Annotated in this window: 19 protein-coding genes; 14 read left to right on the top strand and 5 right to left on the bottom strand. The window is 40.9% G+C overall.

Annotation, left to right across the window (positions count from 1 at the left end):
- Positions 1-93: 93 nt before the first annotated feature.
- The 4 genes from HCG69_RS17375 (at position 94) to HCG69_RS17360 (ending at position 3,704) form a co-directional block, all read left to right on the top strand.
- Positions 94-666 carry a flavin reductase family protein gene (locus tag HCG69_RS17375; RefSeq protein ID WP_221651090.1) on the top strand — a complete coding sequence of 191 codons (573 nt, stop codon included), beginning with the start codon at positions 94-96 and terminating at the stop codon, positions 664-666.
- A 93-nt stretch (positions 667-759) separates the two neighbouring features.
- Entirely contained in the window at positions 760-1,458 is a 699-nt protein-coding gene (locus HCG69_RS17370; protein WP_255586202.1) for a porin family protein, read from the top strand.
- Positions 1,459-1,561: 103 nt separating this feature from the next.
- Positions 1,562-2,842, top strand: a complete 1,281-nt coding sequence (glyA, locus tag HCG69_RS17365) for a serine hydroxymethyltransferase (RefSeq protein ID WP_221651088.1) — start codon at positions 1,562-1,564, stop codon at positions 2,840-2,842.
- Between the two features lie 154 nt (positions 2,843-2,996).
- Positions 2,997-3,704 (top strand): hypothetical protein, encoded by a 708-nt coding sequence (locus HCG69_RS17360; protein WP_221651087.1) that lies wholly within the window; start codon positions 2,997-2,999, stop codon positions 3,702-3,704.
- Positions 3,705-3,944: 240 nt separating this feature from the next.
- On the opposite strand, the gene HCG69_RS17355 is transcribed toward HCG69_RS17360, so the two are convergent.
- Entirely contained in the window at positions 3,945-5,612 is a 1,668-nt protein-coding gene (locus HCG69_RS17355) for a formate--tetrahydrofolate ligase (protein ID WP_221651086.1), read from the bottom strand.
- A gap of 82 nt (positions 5,613-5,694) precedes the next feature.
- Positions 5,695-7,779: an outer membrane beta-barrel family protein gene (locus tag HCG69_RS17350; protein ID WP_221651085.1), complete on the bottom strand. Its 2,085-nt coding sequence runs from the start codon at positions 7,777-7,779 to the stop codon at positions 5,695-5,697.
- A gap of 265 nt (positions 7,780-8,044) precedes the next feature.
- Here HCG69_RS17350 and HCG69_RS17345 point away from each other — a divergent pair, with 265 nt between their 5' ends.
- Positions 8,045-9,172, top strand: a complete 1,128-nt coding sequence (locus HCG69_RS17345) for a GyrI-like domain-containing protein (protein ID WP_221651084.1) — start codon at positions 8,045-8,047, stop codon at positions 9,170-9,172.
- A complete protein-coding gene (locus tag HCG69_RS17340) occupies positions 9,169-9,870 on the top strand; it encodes an epoxyqueuosine reductase (RefSeq protein ID WP_221651083.1) in 702 nt (233 codons plus the stop codon). The genes HCG69_RS17345 and HCG69_RS17340 overlap by 4 nt, the downstream gene beginning before the upstream one ends.
- A gap of 133 nt (positions 9,871-10,003) precedes the next feature.
- Here the strand turns inward: HCG69_RS17340 and HCG69_RS17335 are convergent, their stop codons facing one another.
- From HCG69_RS17335 to HCG69_RS17325, 3 genes are read right to left on the bottom strand one after another with little or no spacing between them, the layout of a single operon-like run.
- Entirely contained in the window at positions 10,004-10,525 is a 522-nt protein-coding gene (locus HCG69_RS17335; protein ID WP_221651082.1) for a DapH/DapD/GlmU-related protein, read from the bottom strand.
- Positions 10,526-10,540: 15 nt separating this feature from the next.
- Positions 10,541-11,101 carry a flavin reductase family protein gene (locus tag HCG69_RS17330; protein WP_221651081.1) on the bottom strand — a complete coding sequence of 187 codons (561 nt, stop codon included), beginning with the start codon at positions 11,099-11,101 and terminating at the stop codon, positions 10,541-10,543.
- 6 nt (positions 11,102-11,107) lie between these two features.
- Complete coding sequence (locus HCG69_RS17325) at positions 11,108-11,644, bottom strand: flavodoxin (RefSeq protein WP_221651080.1); 537 nt, start codon at positions 11,642-11,644, stop codon at positions 11,108-11,110.
- 182 nt (positions 11,645-11,826) lie between these two features.
- On the opposite strand from HCG69_RS17325, the gene HCG69_RS17320 reads away from it, so the two are divergent.
- The 8 genes from HCG69_RS17320 to HCG69_RS17285 all read left to right on the top strand — a co-directional run bounded on the left by HCG69_RS17320 (position 11,827) and on the right by HCG69_RS17285 (position 18,483).
- Positions 11,827-12,021 (top strand): hypothetical protein, encoded by a 195-nt coding sequence (locus tag HCG69_RS17320; RefSeq protein WP_221651079.1) that lies wholly within the window; start codon positions 11,827-11,829, stop codon positions 12,019-12,021.
- 94 nt (positions 12,022-12,115) lie between these two features.
- Positions 12,116-13,795 (top strand): sensor histidine kinase KdpD, encoded by a 1,680-nt coding sequence (locus HCG69_RS17315; RefSeq protein WP_221651078.1) that lies wholly within the window; start codon positions 12,116-12,118, stop codon positions 13,793-13,795.
- Positions 13,796-13,814: 19 nt separating this feature from the next.
- A complete protein-coding gene (locus HCG69_RS17310; protein ID WP_221651077.1) occupies positions 13,815-14,510 on the top strand; it encodes a response regulator transcription factor in 696 nt (231 codons plus the stop codon).
- A gap of 14 nt (positions 14,511-14,524) precedes the next feature.
- Positions 14,525-15,295 carry a TonB-dependent receptor gene (locus HCG69_RS17305; RefSeq protein WP_221651076.1) on the top strand — a complete coding sequence of 257 codons (771 nt, stop codon included), beginning with the start codon at positions 14,525-14,527 and terminating at the stop codon, positions 15,293-15,295.
- Positions 15,296-15,429: 134 nt separating this feature from the next.
- Positions 15,430-15,960: an occludin gene (locus HCG69_RS17300; protein WP_221651075.1), complete on the top strand. Its 531-nt coding sequence runs from the start codon at positions 15,430-15,432 to the stop codon at positions 15,958-15,960.
- A 9-nt stretch (positions 15,961-15,969) separates the two neighbouring features.
- Positions 15,970-16,857, top strand: a complete 888-nt coding sequence (rfbD, locus tag HCG69_RS17295; RefSeq protein WP_221651074.1) for a dTDP-4-dehydrorhamnose reductase — start codon at positions 15,970-15,972, stop codon at positions 16,855-16,857.
- The gene (locus HCG69_RS17290) at positions 16,854-17,279 is read left to right on the top strand and encodes an FMN-binding protein (RefSeq protein WP_221651073.1); all 426 of its coding nucleotides are present in this window, start codon (positions 16,854-16,856) and stop codon (positions 17,277-17,279) included. The genes rfbD and HCG69_RS17290 overlap by 4 nt, the downstream gene beginning before the upstream one ends.
- Positions 17,272-18,483, top strand: a complete 1,212-nt coding sequence (locus tag HCG69_RS17285; RefSeq protein WP_221651072.1) for an MFS transporter — start codon at positions 17,272-17,274, stop codon at positions 18,481-18,483. Before HCG69_RS17290 ends, HCG69_RS17285 begins: the two co-directional genes overlap by 8 nt.
- Positions 18,484-18,713: the final 230 nt, after the last annotated feature.

Raw genomic sequence — 18,713 nt, 5'->3', positions numbered from 1 at the left:
TTATGTATAGATTGACAGTAAATGGTATTCTTCAATCGTAAATAATCTAATCGCAAATCTACTTTAATTGTCTAACCGTAAATGTTTAATTTTATGCGTGTTGACTGGAAACCTGGAACAATGATTTATCCGCTGCCAGCCGTCATGGTGAGTTGCGGAAACAATGAAAGCGAATATAATATAATTACGGTGGCATGGACGGGAACGATTTGTACGAACCCGCCCATGTGTTATATATCCATACGTCCGGAACGTCACTCCTATTCTATTATAAAGAGAAACATGGAATTTGTGATTAATCTCACAACGGCAGATATGGCATTCCCTACAGACTGGTGTGGAGTACGTTCAGGGAAAGAGTATCATAAGTTTGAGGAGATGAAATTAACACCGGGTAAATGTACCGTAGTCAATGCTCCGCTTATTGAGGAATCACCACTTTGTATTGAATGCAGAGTAAAAGAAATCGTATCGTTAGGATCACACGATATGTTTATCGCCGACGTAGTAAATGTACGTGTTGACGAAGGTCACCTAAACCCGGAAACCGGAAAACTGGAACTGGCAGAAGCCAATCCACTGGTGTATGTTCACGGTGGATACTACGAACTGGGGAATAAAATAGGAAAGTTCGGCTGGAGTGTAGAAAAGAAGAGGAAGGATTGAAGAATTGATTTATGAATTATGAAAGGGATTAGATATAGATTATGGCGTGGATGTTGGAACCGCAAAGTGGTGGTAATACTGGTATGTGCCCTTATGGGTACATTGCCTGCCTTTGCGCAAGAAAACACACAGAATAAAACAGACCGTCCCAATCATAGAAGATTCAATATCGGGGTAAAAGCAGGCTTTAACGCTTCCATGTTTCTGGTATCAGATTTTAAGATTAAAGATGTAACCATTGATGAGATTCAGAACAACTATAAACTTGGTTACTTTGGTGCACTTTTCATGCGTATCAACATGAAAAAGCATTTCATTCAACCGGAAATATCCTACAATGTCAGTAAATGTGAAATAACGTTCGATAAGCTGGGATCACATCATCCGGACATTGAGCCGGATTATGCTTCGGTCACCTCTATGATCCATAGCATTGATTTCCCAATGCTCTATGGATACAATGTAGTGAAAGAAGGTCCCTATGGTATGTCTATTTTCTTTGGACCCAAACTTCGTTATATCTGGGGAAAGAAAAATGAAATCACTTTTGAGAATTTCGATCAGAAAGGAATACATGAACGTTTGTACCCATTCAACCTGAGTGCCGTTATCGGTGTTGGTGTCAATATTTCCCGTATATTCTTCGATTTCCGGTATGAACAGGGCGTACACAACATTTCAAAATCGGTAACATACGACAATATCAATTCCGATGGAAGTACCGGAGTAAGTAATATTACCTTTCATCGGCGCGATCAGGTACTCAGTTTCTCACTTGGAGTGATATTTTAATAGATAAATCTGCTTTTTTTTGTCGGATTATCATTCTTTTTCCATAAATTTGTGCGCTTAATAAAGAATCTCCAATAAGAAACTTATTTTTATACAATACAGAATGAAAAGAGACGATTTAATTTTCGATATTATCGAAAAAGAGCATCAACGTCAGCTTAAAGGTATCGAGCTGATAGCATCAGAAAACTTCGTGAGTGACCAGGTGATGGAAGCAATGGGTTCCTGCCTTACCAATAAATACGCGGAAGGGTATCCCGGTAAACGTTATTATGGGGGATGTGAAGTGGTAGACCAAAGCGAACAAATAGCTATCGACCGCTTGAAAGAAATCTTCGGTGCTGAATGGGCGAATGTACAGCCTCACTCAGGAGCTCAGGCAAATGCGGCTGTATTCCTTGCCGTATTAAATCCGGGAGATAAATTTATGGGATTAAATCTGGCACATGGCGGACACCTTTCTCACGGTTCATTAGTCAATACTTCCGGTCTTATCTATACTCCATGTGAATACAATCTTAATAAAGAGACAGGCCGCGTTGATTACGATCAAATGGAAGAAGTAGCTTTGCGCGAACGTCCCAAAATGATTATCGGTGGTGGCTCGGCATACTCTCGTGAATGGGATTACAAACGTATGCGTGAAATAGCAGATAAGGTGGGTGCTATCCTTATGATAGATATGGCACACCCTGCCGGACTTATTGCTGCCGGCCTGCTGGATAATCCTCTGAAATATGCACACATCGTCACATCAACAACACATAAAACATTGCGTGGTCCACGCGGAGGCGTTATCATGATGGGTAAAGACTTCCCTAATCCATGGGGTAAGACTACTCCGAAGGGAGAAATCAAAATGATGTCTCAGTTACTGGATTCAGCTGTATTCCCCGGAATTCAGGGTGGTCCGTTGGAACATGTTATTGCAGCCAAAGCCGTTGCTTTTGGCGAATGCTTGCAACCAGAATATAAAGAGTATCAGAAACAAGTACAGAAAAATGCAGCTGTGCTGGCTCAGGCACTGATTGAACGTGGTTTTACAATCGTATCCGGCGGTACAGATAATCACTCAATGCTAGTAGACCTGCGCTCAAAATACCCTGATTTGACAGGTAAGGTAGCAGAGAAAGCATTGGTAGCTGCTGATATTACAGTAAACAAAAACATGGTACCGTTTGATAGCCGTTCTGCATTCCAGACCTCTGGTATACGTTTGGGTACTCCTGCCATCACTACCCGTGGCGCAAAGGAAGATTTAATGCTGGAAATTGCTGAAATGATTGAAACAGTACTCTCTAATGTTGATAATGAAGAAGTAATAGCACAGATTCGTGCACGTGTCAACAAAACGATGGAGAAATATCCGATCTTTGCTTATTAAAGACCGGAACACATAAATTAATAATTTAGACTTATACCCGTGTATCTTCTTCACAGATGATACACGGTTTTTTTTTCTTCTTTGTGAACCTTTTGTGCCAAATGGCGTTCTTACTACATAAAAACGAGAAAAGATAATAAACCTATACTTAATTATGAAGCTGAAAAATCTATTATTAATGGGCGTTATGCTAATTGCAACCAGCGCCGTAGCTCAGGAGAGCTGTACCTTCTTCTTCCCCAACCAGGAGGGACAACAAGTAACTCGCAATTGCTATACAGCTAACGGGAAGCTCTCCAACATCCTCGTTTATCGTGTAGACCAGGTCTATGATTATCCATCCGGTACAGAAGCAATAGCCAGTTACACCTTCTCCAATGCTGCTGGTAAACTTATCAACTCCGGGCAAATGGTAGCACGCTGTAACGACGGAGATTTCTCTATGAGTATGAACGGTGCCACCACTTTCCCTGCTGCAATGGATATGATGAATACAGATGTATACATGATCGGTGATTTGATGAATTATCCGGATGCTATGTCTGATCCGACAAATCCGGACGATGATGATGAATTTGACGATGCTACCATACGCTTGTATCAAAAAGGGAACAAAAACAATCGTGCAGAAGTAACTCTCTCTGATCGTCGGTTTGTTGCTACAGAAAGTGTAAATACTCCCGCAGGTCCTTTTTATTGTACGAAAATTAAATATGACATAGACATCTGGACACCGAAAGGAAAGATAGAGGGTTACGGATACGAATGGTATGCGCCCAATATCGGTATTGTCCGCTCCGAACAATATAACAAGAAAAACGAATTGCAATCTTACAGTGTGTTAGAAAAAATCAAGAAATAACACACTGGACTCTATATATACCCAAGAGTGTGGTGTTTCTATACGGAAAAGTTACATTTAACAATGGATTTCTTTACGAAAGAAGAATCTCCACATTCTTTCCAAAAAAAACAGAAATTGAGTAGTTACTAAACCCATAGTAGCTACTCAATTTTTAATAATGTGCCAATTGTGCTACGCTATATCGGTACAGCGTAGCACAATTGGCACATTGATATATCATATTTGGCACATTATTCATCAGCTCAGCCCGTCTATTTCGCCATCAATAATGTCTATATGTTTGGCTTGCGGCTCTTTGGGAAGTCCCGGCATACGCATGATCTCACCAGCAATGGCAACAATCATTTCTGCTCCGTTATTTATTACAATATCTTTAATGTGGAACTCAAAGTTGTTTACTGCGCCATATATCTTCGGATCGGCAGAGAATGAATATTGCGTTTTAGCAATACACACCGGATAATGAGTGATCCCCATCGTTTCGGCAAGTTTGATTTTCTTACGGGCTATCGTGCTGTATGTAATCACGCTTGCGCCATAGATACCAGTGGCCACTTTCTCTATCTTCTGTTCTACGCCATCCTCATCTTTATAAGTGAATTGTAAGGGTGCGGATGGTTTCTTCTCAACAGTTTCCACAACAAGATTAGCCAGATCTACAGCTCCCTCTCCTCCTTCACTAAACGCATTATTAATGGCAAAGCCCACTCCTAATTCTTCGCAATGACGACGAAGTAACTCCATCTCCTCATCCGTATCACTAGCAAACTTATTGAATGCAACAATTACCGTCTGGCCGAAAGCACGAAGGTTACGGACATGTTTATCGAGGTTACGAAGTCCTTCTTTCAGACCTTCCATATTGGGATCTTTAATGCGGTCAAGACTAACACCACCATGCATTTTCAATCCCTGTGCTGTGGCGACAATAATAGTCAGTCGAGGCTGTACACCACTCTTCCGACATTTTATATTGTAGAATTTCTCTGCACCAAGATCAGCTCCAAAACCGGCCTCTGTGATTACATAATCACCAAAAGTCATAGCCATCTTAGTTGCCAGGATAGAATTACAACCATGCGCAATATTAGCAAACGGACCACCGTGTACAAAAGCCGCTGTATTCTCTGTTGTCTGCACCAAATTGGGATGAATGGCATCTTTTAGTAAAACGGTGATTGCACCAGCCACACCAAGATCTTTTACCGTGAATGGCTTATCATCGTAGGTAAAACCAAGCAGTATATTCTCAATACGGCGGCGAAGGTCTTCCATATCGCTTGCCAGGCAAAGAATAGCCATAATCTCTGAAGCAGGAGTAATGTCGAAACCCGATTGCATAGTGATGCCATCTGTCTTCGCCCCCAGTCCGGTAACAATGTTACGCAAAGAGCGATCATTTACATCGAGCACCCGACGCCAAAGGATTTCTTTTAGTCCAAAGCCATTGGATTGGTTCTGATACAGAAAGTTATCCAATAAAGCAGAGATCATATTATGTGCCGAAGTGATGGCATGGAAATCACCTGTGAAATGCAGGTTTATCTTATCCATAGGAAGTACCTGGGCATATCCTCCTCCCGCTGCACCACCTTTCATGCCAAAACAAGGACCTAAAGACGGTTCACGCAAAGCTACAATCGCTTTTTTACCTATTTTATTAAGCCCCAGAGCCAGACCGATAGAAACAGTTGTCTTACCAATTCCGGCTTTAGTGGCAGTAATGGCAGTTACCAGTATCAGATTACTCTGTTTTACTTTTTCTTCGTCTATCAATTGCTCGGGGATTTTTGCAATGTAACGACCATAGTTTTCCACTTCGTCACGCGGGATGCCAATACTTTCAGCAACCTGCTTTATTTTCTTTAGTTCCGTTCCACGGGCTATTTCTATATCTGATTTCATATCGGGTAATTATTAGTTTCGCATTTAAGATTGCAAAATTAACAATTAACTCCATACAAAAGTTGGAATAAGCAGAGAAAAATCACTTAAATCGTGAAGTATCTACTGCCTTCCGCTGTTTCTCCTTATAGCCGCCAAACTTATATGTAAATGAAACACCGAATTCACGGAAGCAGGAATAGTTATTCGTTACATTCTGTGTAGCAAAGTGGATACGTGGCGAAATTTGTCCGGTTTCAAAGATATCATTACAGCGTAAAGTGAGCAAAGCTTTTCCTTTTGCAAACGTATATCTCATAGCTGCATCTACATTGCCGGATGCCGGTAAATCATAAATACCTTGTATTGCTTTACTACGTACCATACCACTGATGATAACTTTAATATCCGGCTTACCGGAAAGTGTAAACGTATTGTTCATAAGAGCCATACCATAACAAATCTTACGGTCAAAAGGAATATCCCAGAAATCACTGTCTTTCTGTCGGTCATATACTCCGATCAGAGTAATGCGAGAGCTTAACCACTCTTTCACTTTAAAAGGGATAACCGCCTGTAGTCCTATTTGTTGCTTCTTATCGAAATTTAAATACTTATAGATTTCCAACAAGCGATCAGGAGATTGATACAGTGTTTGGGTAGAATAATTTTTCGTTTGGCTATACCAGGCAGTAAACATATACTTACTTTTCAAAACATATGTGAGTTGTGCCTGGTAATCAATATCCGGCTTCAAGAACGGATTGCCATGAATCTCAGAATATCCGCCTCCTAAATAGGAAATAGCATCTTGTGTAGCCCAATAATCCGGATAATTTTTATCACTGCTAAAAGAAAGTTGCCAGATATTTCCGGCAGATGGAACATAGTTGAGATTCAGAGTTGGATAAAAATTCCATTCATTCCAGACAGGTGTATGAAACTGTTCGGTAGCCAGCGAAACATCCAACGATAATTTATCACCGAAGCTTTTATTAAATCCGGCATAAAAGTTTAAGGTCTGCTCACGCCGACGTGATTTCATGTTATTATTCCCAGACAATAACTCACCATTTTCAGGATTATAGTAGTATTGATGACTATGATCTATACTGGTAGTATAAACCGCTCCGTAATTGATTCCCCAACCTTTACCCAGATCTTGTTCCTCAGAAAGGAAAAACTTCCAACGATTAATACGCTGACAATCATCGCTCAGAAAATCAAGTTCGTCATCATTTAAACGACTGTGCAACAATTGGGTAGAAGGAGACTCATAAAATGTAAATTCTGCACCTGCCTTCAAACCAAACGGAGTACGATAATCCATGCGTCCATTATGAAGTTGATCCGTACTACGGGTTTGCGTATTAGAGGTTTGTGCTCCTTCTACTGTAGTCCGGTTATGCCCATTGGTGAACGTACCATTATAAACAAAGCTCAATTGATGTTCTTCTGCAATTAGGTAATCCGCACCAAGACGAACACTGTGTGTGTTGTGTCGGCTGCGCTGCATCTCATGTGTATTCATTGGATATACATGACCATCCGACAGCGTATGCAAAGCCTCCTTGTCCGTTAAAAAATAGTTGCGTCCATGTCCGTAAGAGTAAAGAAAGTCAGCAGAGAATTTATTTCCGGAATAAAGGAGGCTTGCACGCTCGGTCAATGCTTCATAATGTTTCTGTCTGTAATCGCTAAAAAGTTCTCCCTGAAAAGAAGGAGCATTTCCTCCCCCTTGTTTCAGACAAATATTTATCATGGCTCCACGAACCTGGTAGCGTGCCGGGGCGGAGTACATCACTTCAGCTTTCTCAATACGGCTTGAAGGAATACTCTTTAGCAACGCATTCAGCTGTTCGGTACTCATAGTAGTCACTTTACCATCTATGACTACGGTAACACCCTGTCCGGCAAGTGTGATACTACCGTTCATTTCTGCAACTCCCGGAAGTTCCTTGATTGCATCATAGGCATTATCGACAGGCAAATCATTTATGAGCCGTGGTATGTCATATACCAACTTGCCCTGTGTGGCTTTTACAATGGGACGTTCGCCTTTTATCATCACTTCAGGCAATTCGTGATAAATACTATCAATATAAGTATCCAAGCTATCTTGAGACTGTGCACACAAGTGTGTTAACCCCATGCCAATCATAGTAAACAGTAAATAAATTCGTTTCATATTGTATCTGGTTTTAGTGATAATGCAAAATACGCCAAAAATCAGTTTAGTCTGCGTTATCCGAAACTTATGTAGTGTTATTTAGTCTTATCGTCCACTACCATACAAAACAAAGAAGAATTAGATAATAACACTGACAACAGACTAAATAACAATGAATCTATAGTTATTAAAGTATTCTCTGCTTTCTTTTAAAAGAAGGCTATTTATGGTAACCTTTAGCACAATCTATTGATTAACTTTGCATCCAAATAACAGGATATTTATGAAAATCAATGCTGAAACAAAATATTGCCAGACGTGTGGAATACCTTTAGATATAGATTATACAAATCTTGAGGCAAACCAAAATGTGGAATATTGCGACTATTGTTTGCACAATGGAGTTAAACTCTATGATTTTTCAATGGATTATCTCATTTATCTTTGGGGGCTTTTCCCCGAAGAATATTATAAAGAGACAGGAGTTAATCTCACTTCGGAAGAGTTGAGAACGGAAATGTCCAAACGACTTCCGAATATCAAGAGGTGGAAACAAAAGATCAATACGGCTCATGTGCAATATGATTTGATTATAAGAGTTCAGGAATATATCAACCGCCATTTGTTTGACGACCTTGATTCTGACAAGCTATCTCATGTTGCAGGTATCTCCAAATATTATTTTCGCAGGCTTTTCAAAGCAGTTTGTGGCGAAAATATTGGAATGTACATTCAACGACTGAGATTAGAGTACATTGCATTTAAGGTAATAACGACTGACGTAAGTGTCCCGAAGCTTCTCGATCAAATCAATTATCAGAACAAGCATACACTTTCGAGGGCATTCAAGAGTTATTTCAATTGTTCCATTCCGGAATTTCGCAAAAAGCATTCAAACGTCAATCCCGAGAGGAAGAATCCGATACGAATTGAACCAAGTATTGAAAAAATATCTGGTATTCGAATCGCATACTTGAAATTGGAAAGAACAAATAATGTCATCCATAGCTTCTCTGTTTTGTGGAAGCAGTTGCTACAATTTTCCGAAAAATATGAATTGTCTTCAAAAGGATGTAAATATGTGAGCTTGACTCTCGATTATCCGTATATCACACCTGAAGAACAAAGCCGTTTTATGATTGGGGTAACATTGCCGCAATCATTTGAAATGCCGAAAGGTTTTGGCGTTTATCAAATTCATGCGGGAGAATATGCAATCTTTCGTTTCAAAGGGTTTTATCATGAACTGAATAAGGTGTACCGCCATATTTACCTTGACTGGTTGCCGACAAGCGATTATACTCTGCGGGAACAGCTTACCTTTGAGACTTACATCAACACTCCCGAAAAAACTCCGGCTGCGGAGCTTATAACAGATATTTATATCCCTATTACAAAAAAAGAAACATGAAATACTTAAACCAAGAGATAGAAAACGAATTAAAAGATCAAGGAGCAGAACTGATTCGCTTTGTCGGCATATCGCATTTGGACGAAAAGCAAAACAGACAACTCCCGACCGCCATTGTTTTTGCGCTTCCGCTAACCGCAGAATATGCTAAAATGGTATTTAATATTCCCGACTACGTACAAGCACGGATAGCGGATAATTACAATTTCGACGATGATGAATATTCGCAAACCGAACATAAGGCAGGAGAAATAGCAGACGAATTGGCCAAGTTCATCACAGGGAAGGGTTATAAAGCCGTTTCACAATCTGATACGGAATTATTGGCCGACGGCGTATTCAATTTTGAAACCAAAGAATCTGTATTGCCCCATAAAACCGTTGCATTACTTGGCGGATTAGGATGGATTGGAAAAAATAACCTGTTAATTACTCCTGAATATGGTGTAGCACAATGTCTCGGTACGGTTTTGACTGATGCTCCACTGGAAACGGTATTGCATGAACCTCTATCTCCAAAATGCGGTAATTGCATTACTTGCGTCAATATCTGCGAGAGAAAAGTCCTTAAAGGTAAAATTTGGAGTAGATCTGTTTCAAGAGATGAAATCGTTGACATACATGGATGCAGTACCTGTTTGAAATGCCTTGTGCATTGTCCCAGAACACAAATATATATAAAGAGGAATATTGTCTGAATCTCCACAAGTAACGAACAAAGAATAACAAATAGAAGAAGCCCAACCGAGGGTTCACAAGAATAAAAACGGAAGAGAAATCAATCCCTTCCGTTTTTTTCTTATATTTTTCCACAACCAATAATTGAAAAATCTAAATCTTTCGAATTACCTTAGCGGGGTTACCTGCCACAATCGTATTCGGTTCTACATCGCTGGTCACAACACTGCCCGCTCCTACAACACTATTCTCACCGATTGTAACTCCCGGAAGGATCGTAGCCCCTGCTCCTATCCATGCCCTGCTACAAATATGTACCGGCTTACAAGTAATAATCGAGCGATTGTCAAGATCATGATTATTCGATATCAGTTGTACGTTGGCGGCTATCTGAACATCATCGTCAATCGTAATGCCACCGGCAGACATCATCAGGCAACCGTTCATTATAGTGACATGGCAGCCAATTCTCACCTCATGGGGACGAACAACTGTAAGCGGGGTATTCACACGACTGCCTTCCCCCATATTCGGGAAAAGACGATGAAGCAGCTCATCATATTCGTCCGTCATCGGCATAGTATGGTTCAGGCGGAATACCAATTGTGCCTGTTCTTTCGCCAAAGCAAGTTCAGCCTCACTCTGGTGTGCACAGTCTATTCTTATTTCTTTCATATATAATGCTACTCCTTATTTCAATCTCTTTCCATCCGAAAAGGCATTCCCTACCTTTTTACCCACTTCCAGGTAATCGTTATTGAACGGATCGAATATAACAGGAGACACTTTGGATACATCCACCTTACCGTTTTCGTCAAGAACACGTTCGTCTACACTTACATTTATTATTTCACCACGTAAAATGCAGGTTTCAGGATTATAATCCTGAAACTTACATTCCAGCACTACGGATAATTCGTCAATCAACGGTGCATCTACAAACTCCGAACGAGTAGCATGGAAACCTGCACGAGCAAATTTATCCGAAACCTTATTACCGGAAACAATACCTACGTAATCACAGGCAACCACCTGTCCGACCTCTGCCATACTCACAGTAAAAGCCTTACGCTTCAGTATATTGGCAGTCGTTTTATGTCCCTCACTAATACAAATACTAATTTCATGCATCTCGCTGATACCACCCCAAGCCGCATTCATAGCATTGGGAGTACCATTTTCATCATAAGCAGCGATAATAAACACCGGCTGCGGATAAGTAAAGGGCTTTGCCCCAAAATTCTTTCTCATAACAATTTATTTTTTAGTCCATTTCTTAATATCTTCCTTCGTCGCACCATTCAAAAGGCGGCCCTTCTGCCATTTCATATCAGGATAGGTTTCCCGCAACTCTTTTTCTACATTAGAAATATTGCTTCCACCCGATGTGGCAAAGGGAATAATCACCTTGCCGGCAAAATCATCGCTCTCAATAAAAGTATTGATGATTCTCGGAGCTGAATTCCACCAAATGGGGAAACCTATATAGATGATATCGTAATCTGCAAGATTCTCCGGTTTAGATTTTAACGCAGGACGTGATTCGGCATTCGACATCTCCACACTACTACGTGAGGATTTGTCATGCCAATCCAAATCAGCAGTGACGTATTCCTTTTCAGGTTGTATCTCGCAGAGCGTACCACCTGTAACTTCTACAATCAACTTAGCTGCTTTTTCCGTCGTTCCTGTTACTGAAAAATAAGCCACCAATATTTTATTACTTTGTTCCTGTGCATTTATGGGGATACATAACATCATGCTCACTACCATAATCATACTTATAACTTTCATTGTCATTTATAGTTTTAATTTCTATTATCATGGTACAAAATTACAGAATAATATCTATCATAAAGGTATATAAATCACTGATTATCTAACCCAAATCACTGATAAAAGAAAATATGAATGTAAAAAGATCGTTATATACAGAATATATTGTAGATTTACATATACAAACAACTGGAACAAACATGATTCGACATACAATCTTTACTATCTTTTGCCTGACAATAGCATTCTCCGCCTATGTTGTCGATACTCATATAAAAGATAGTCTATTGCAACAATTAACCCAACTCATCATCAATCGTTTGTCTGGGGATATATACATTGATCCGGCTTACAATCAGGGTACACGGGTCATAGTTACCCTGCCAATAGTCTGAAAAACGGAAGAAAGTGTTATTTAGTCTTACCGTTAGGTGCGATTAATCCACTTTCCTCTTATCTTTGCCTATACAAAAAACATGTGTATCGGGCATGAAACTACCTTTTAAACATATTGCTATTCTTGTACTCGTTTCGCTGATAGGTATCTTTGCATATCAGGCATATTGGCTTACGGGACTTTACCATACTATGAAAGATGATCTCGAACATAGTATCGTGGAATCTATGCGTATGAGCGATTATAATGAGATGATGCTCCGCGTAGAGAATCTGAGAAACTATGGAGATGCACACGGTGAGGTATCTGTTGCTGCCGGATATAATGACGAGGGAAAATCTTTTGTTCGCAGTAGTACCACTACTTATCAGAATGCAAGCCAGCTGGATAGTACAAAATTCGAGAAACTTACTTCCCAAAGCGATAGTAACATTACCTATTTGAAAGATTCTACAAAAGTAGTGGAGATATACGTACATAATGACACTACCCGTTCCGCCAGAGATTCTAATAAAAAAGCAGAAATGCTATTCAATGGTAAGATTGTAAACTCTCCCGATGATTCAATAAAAGGGCAGAAGGATACTCAGATGGCAGACCAGGAAGAAGGAGAAGCAGCCTTAACCTCCAACAGCGGACTGGATATAATATTAAATGGCAAAAACAGTATGCTGGAACTCGCCACTCACTTCCAACGCGGACTGCATTCCGGCTTAGATATTCTTCTGGATCCCAATTTGCAAGTATATGATAGTTTATTAACCCTTTCTCTCAGAGCAAATAATATTTTTCTGCCGCACCGGACGGAGTTTCTTCATTCCGGAAGTAATATCGATTCTACACTGACCTTTATCGACACACTCGGTATTGCCGGAGACAGCAGTTATATTCCGGGACCGAAAGCACAATGTTACAATTATGCATTCGATCTTCATACCTCATTTATGTATCGCCTTTGGATAGAGCCTGTGACTCTGCTCGTTTTAAAGCAAATGATCGGTATACTTATTACTTCATTCATTATTTTTATCATACTTTCTTTCTCTTTCTGGTATCTCATCCGTACTATCCTGCGTCAGAAATCATTGGAAGAGATTACAAGCGATTTTACCAATAATATCACTCACGAACTAAAAACTCCTATCTCCGTAGCTTATGCTGCCAATGATGCCTTACTCAACTTTAACCAGGCCGAAGAGAAAGTGAAGCGCGATAAATATCTCCGTATCTGCCAGGAACAGTTGCAACGGCTCAGCGGACTGGTTGAACAGATATTAAGTATGAGCATGGAGCGTCGGAAAACTTTCCGTCTGCATACCGAACATTTGGAGTTAAAACCAATGTTAGATACTCTGATCGAACTTCATAAACTGAAAGCAGAAAAAGAGATTACCATCACTTATGAAATAGAACCTGCCAATCTTTCTGTGACGGCAGATCGTACTCATTTCAGTAATATTATCAGCAATCTGATAGATAATGCCGTGAAGTATTCTCCGGGGCAGGTTCTGATTAAATTGCATTGCCATCGTAATGCGAACGGACAGGTTGAAATATCTGTTACCGACCAGGGTATCGGCATAGCTTCCGAGAAGCAAAAACATATATTTGATAAGTTCTATCGTGTTCCTACCGGTAATCTTCACGATGTTAAAGGTTATGGGTTGGGGCTCTATTATGTCCGGACAATGATAGAGAAACACGGTGGTACAGTAAGTGTAGCGAGTGAACCGGGACACGGAAGTACATTTACATTAGTAATTAATGAGTAGTTTTATTATGAGTATGAGTATGAGTAAGGACAAAATCAAAGTACTACTGGTGGAGGATGAACTCACCCTCGCCATGATCATCAAAGACACGCTTGAAGAAAGTGACTTTATTATCCATACTGCTGCCAATGGTGAAGAAGGATTACGCCTGTTTTTTGATTTACGTCCGGACGTTCTGGTAGCTGATGTAATGATGCCTCGTATGGATGGATTTGAAATGGTACGTCGTATCCGCCAGACAGACAAGCAAACGCCAGTACTCTTTCTCACAGCCCGGTCGGCAATCAACGACGTAGTAGAAGGTTTTGAACTCGGTGCAAATGATTACCTGAAGAAGCCTTTTGGTATGCAAGAACTTATTATACGCATCAAATCATTGGCAGGAAAGGCTTTTTCTTTTACCGAGACACACAAGGAAACACGTTTTGAGGTCGGACACTATATTTTTGACTCTATAGCACAAACACTTATATATGCCGGTACAAAGCAGGAGCTCTCTCATCGTGAGTCGGAAATACTAAAACGATTGTGCGAGAATCGTAATCAGGTTGTGAATACGCAAAACGTTTTGCTGGAGCTATGGGGAGATGACAGCTTCTTCAATTCCCGCAGTCTGCATGTATTTATCACCAAGTTAAGACATAAATTAGCACAGGATGAACGGATACGTATCGTTAATGTGCGTGGTATTGGTTATAAAATGATCGTTAACTAACGGAGGATGAAATTATGGACAAAAGGATCTGCATCGGCTTTCTATTCTCTCTTTTCGCAATCCCGTTTTTTTCACAGACCGAGGCGCCCAATGATAGTATAAAGCTATTGGTTCCCACCGTCCCGGAAAGCCGTTCACCTGTACATACAGATGACAGTGGTTTCATTTTATCGGATGCTACTCCTGACCCACATCATGCCTCTCCTGTGGCAGCAGACAGCATGACGATGCGTATCACTATCCCCGAATTTATCCAGACTCCCTGGCCCAAACCACGTCTTGGTCAGGATTCCAACCCCTGGGCACGCGACTATAACAGATATGACAACTTCATACTCACTCCCAATAGTTACATCAGCACCTATAGTACATACAATACGTATCCCACTATGGGTACTCACATAGATGTCGGTGCTGCCTATACCTATCAGTTCAATGAGCGATGGGATGTTACCGGAGGGATTTATACAACAAAATATACAATGCCTTCCTTCGTTCATGGGTCTCAGTTTGATGCAGGCTTCAACGGCTCATTCGGATATCGTATTAATGATTGGCTCAAAATAAGAGCAGTCGGGCAATACTCCATCAACGGGCAACGCAATGCAGCACACGGTTATCTCACTCCTATGGCTCCACAGAGTTACTACGGAGTAATCATGGAGTTGAAGGTAACCAATTGGCTTGAACTCCACGGAGGCATGGAACGGGTGTACGACCCAATGAAGATGAAGTGGAAAACAGTTCCAATCGCTTATCCTGTTTTTAAAATCGGAGGGAAATAAAACAGAGCGATTGTAAGAGAAGCACTCAATGATTAACCGCCCATTATTCAAGTTAAGTTTCTACAACAGATTATTCCCCGATATAGATAATCAGCAAATATTTTCTATCTTTGCCTCAATAATAACCTACGGATATGAAAAAGCTGATATTATTCTTTTCATTGCTATTAGCAACGGCTGTAGTGTCCGCACAATCGGAACTACCGTCAGATGATCGTACCCCTCGTGCTCCGGAAGAGAACTATAAGGAGTTTGGCGGATTTCTGCTGGATATGGGTTTGATGAGTGTTATGCCTTCCCATTTGCCCAAAGTAGATCTTTCTCTATCCGATACCAGCAAAGATTTTAATCAATTGTTCCGTCTCAATCCGGATGTAACTTATTCACAGGGATTATCAAACGTTTTTACCCCTTCTTTCTCCGGATTCGGCGGATTTGGTTTCGGCTCTGCACAAAACCTGCAAATGGGATCATTCAAACTGAAAAACGGTATGCGAATCAATACATACGGTGAATATAATGCCGATGGATACAGGGTGCCTAACCGTAGTGCACTACCCTGGGAAAGAAATGCTTTCAAAGGAGCTTTCGAATTGAAATCGGCCAATGGTTCATTTGGAATACGCATAGAAGTACAGCAAGGAAGAAACCCCTATTACCCTTAATAATAAAGTATGAATATACTGATTATTGGTGCCAACGGCTTTACCGGCCGGCGGATACTGAACGACCTCGTGGCACGCGAAATATACAACATTACTGCTTGTTCGTTACGCAATGACATCCAAAGTGGCGACGGCTATCAGTTTATCCGCACGGATATACGTAATGCATCAGAAGTACGGGCACTCTTCAAGGAGGTTTGTCCGGATGTGGTTATTAATACTTCTGCACTGTCAGTACCAGACTTCTGCGAAACACATCATAATGAGGCGCGCGCTACCAATATCACTGCGGTAGAACATCTGGCGCGTGCCTGCGAACAGTATGGAAGTCGTTTTATACACCTTTCCACCGATTTTGTGTTTGATGGCAGAACTGACCGGTTGTATACAGAAGAAGATGAACCTAATCCGGTCAATTACTACGGAATCACCAAACTTGAAGGGGAAGAGCGTGTTGCCGAATATTGTGGCAATTACGCCATTGTCCGCGTAGTCGTAGTTTATGGGAAAGCATTGCCCGGGCAACATGGTAATATTATACAGCTGGTAGCCAACAAACTACGTAGCGGTGAAACAATTCGTGTTGTTTCCGACCAATGGCGTACTCCTACCTTTGTAGGTGACATCTCGCATGCTGTAGAACAATTAATGCATCATCCCCGTAATGGAATTTACCATATCTGCGGAAGCGATTGCGTTTCTATAGCTGATATAGCCTATCGCGTAGCTGAGGTATTAGGGTTGGACCGTTCCCTCATTTTGCCTGTCACTACGGAAGAAATGCAGGAAGCCACTCCCCGTCCCCGTTTTAGCGGCCTGAGTATTGCAAAAGCAAAACGAGAAATCAATTATACCCCACATACCCTTGAAGAAGGGATAAAAGAGATGTTTACATGAAAAGTGATACCCTCATACTACAATCTAAACCCTATACAGACAAAGTAATCGGCTTCGCCGGTCCTACCCCATTGGAGATCGTATTGGATGCTTCCGGAAAAATATCAGAAGTGAAGCTTCTACCCAACAAAGACACTCCGAAATACATACAGATAGCCATAGATGGCGGCTTACTGAAGGCCTGGAACGGACTTACGCCCCAAGAAGCACTGGCAAAGAAAGTAGATGCAGTATCCGGAGCTACTTTTACATCAAGGGGGATTATTAATACGGTGCATAAGCGTCTCGAAGTTTATGAAGCCGAACAAAGCCGTTCCGATGTCTCACTCCTTGCTACAACAGGTACAGGATTGCTAATTATTATCGCATTGGGATACTTCCTGATGCGTAGAAAGAAACGACGAAAGAAAGGTTATGAATAATTGGAAGAAAAAGTTTATTATTATATGGTCAGGGCAATTATTTTCTATTCTCAGCAGTTCAATTGCTCAGTTTGCTATCGTGCTGTGGATCAGTCTTGAAACGGGTTCTGCCGAAGTACTTTCATTTGCTACTATTGCTGCATTATTACCTCAGGTAGTATTAGGTCCTTTTGCCGGTGTATTTGTAGACCGCTGGAGCCGTAAGTGGACTATGATATTGGCAGACAGCTTTGTTGCTCTCTGTTCCGGGGTTATTGCGCTGTTGTTCTATCTCGATATTATCGAAATATGGCAAATTTATCTGTTACTGATGCTCCGTTCCATTGGCAGTGCTTTCCATGCACCTGCCATGAAATCATCCATACCGTTGCTTGCTCCGGAGAAAGAGCTTACGCGTATTGCCAGTATTAACCAGGCGATACAAGCAGTGTGTAATATCTGTGGTCCGGTGTTGGGTGCTGCATTGATTGTTGCTACGGACATGAGCATAGTGATGCTTCTCGATGTGGTAGGAGCTGCCATAGCTTGTACGGCTCTGCTGTTTGTATTCATTCCCAATCCGGAAAAAATAGGAACAGATACCGCCGATAATGTATTGCGGGATATGAAGGCAGGCTTCAACGTTATTAGTAGGAATCGTGGATTGAGTTGGGTAATGGTAATCGAAGTGCTTATCACTTTCTTTGTAATGCCTATCGTAGCCCTGTTACCTCTGATGACGTTAAAAAACTTTTCGGGAACAGCTTATCAAGTCAGCCTGATCGAACTTCTTTTCGGTTTAGGTATGCTGTTGGGTGGTATTCTGCTAGGAATATGGAATCCCCGTGTCCGAAAGGTAGTGATGATGAATGTATCTTATGTTATCATCGGAATAAGCATTTTTATTTCAGGTATTCTACCGCCTTCGGCATTCATTGCCTACGCCATATTTTCTGTAGTACAAGGCCTTGCAATCCCATTTAATTCGGGTCCCTTCACAGCGTTGCTTCAAACCAAAATCGAAGCTTCTTTCCTGGGACGTGTATTCTCGTTGTTTGACAGTATCAGTTTACTGCCTTCTATTTTAGGATTGATGGCTACCGGATTTATAGCAGATGCTATCGGTGTTGCCAATGTATTTGCAATATGCGGTATTGCTATTGTATTGACTGGGACACTGGCGTTCTTTATTCCTTCGATAATGAAATTGGAAAGGAGAGAATAATTTGCTAATGTGCCAATGTGCCAATTGGCTGGCAATGAGTGCTTCCCGCACGAAGAGGTACGACAAACGATGATTCATTGAAACGCAGATGAACACAGATTTTCGCAAAGGGAAACAAATATAAATAAAGATACACAGTCTTTTAATCTGCGTTAATCCTTTAGATTTGCATCATAATAAATAGAGGTTGAAATATTATCTTTGTAGTTAAAACAAGTTAACCAAGGAAA

This window comes from Bacteroides sp. K03 (assembly GCF_019734355.1).
GTDB lineage: Bacteria > Bacteroidota > Bacteroidia > Bacteroidales > Bacteroidaceae > Bacteroides > Bacteroides nordii.
The sequence above is the reverse complement of the archived record's forward strand: the minus strand, read 5'-3'. Positions and strand labels throughout refer to the sequence as shown.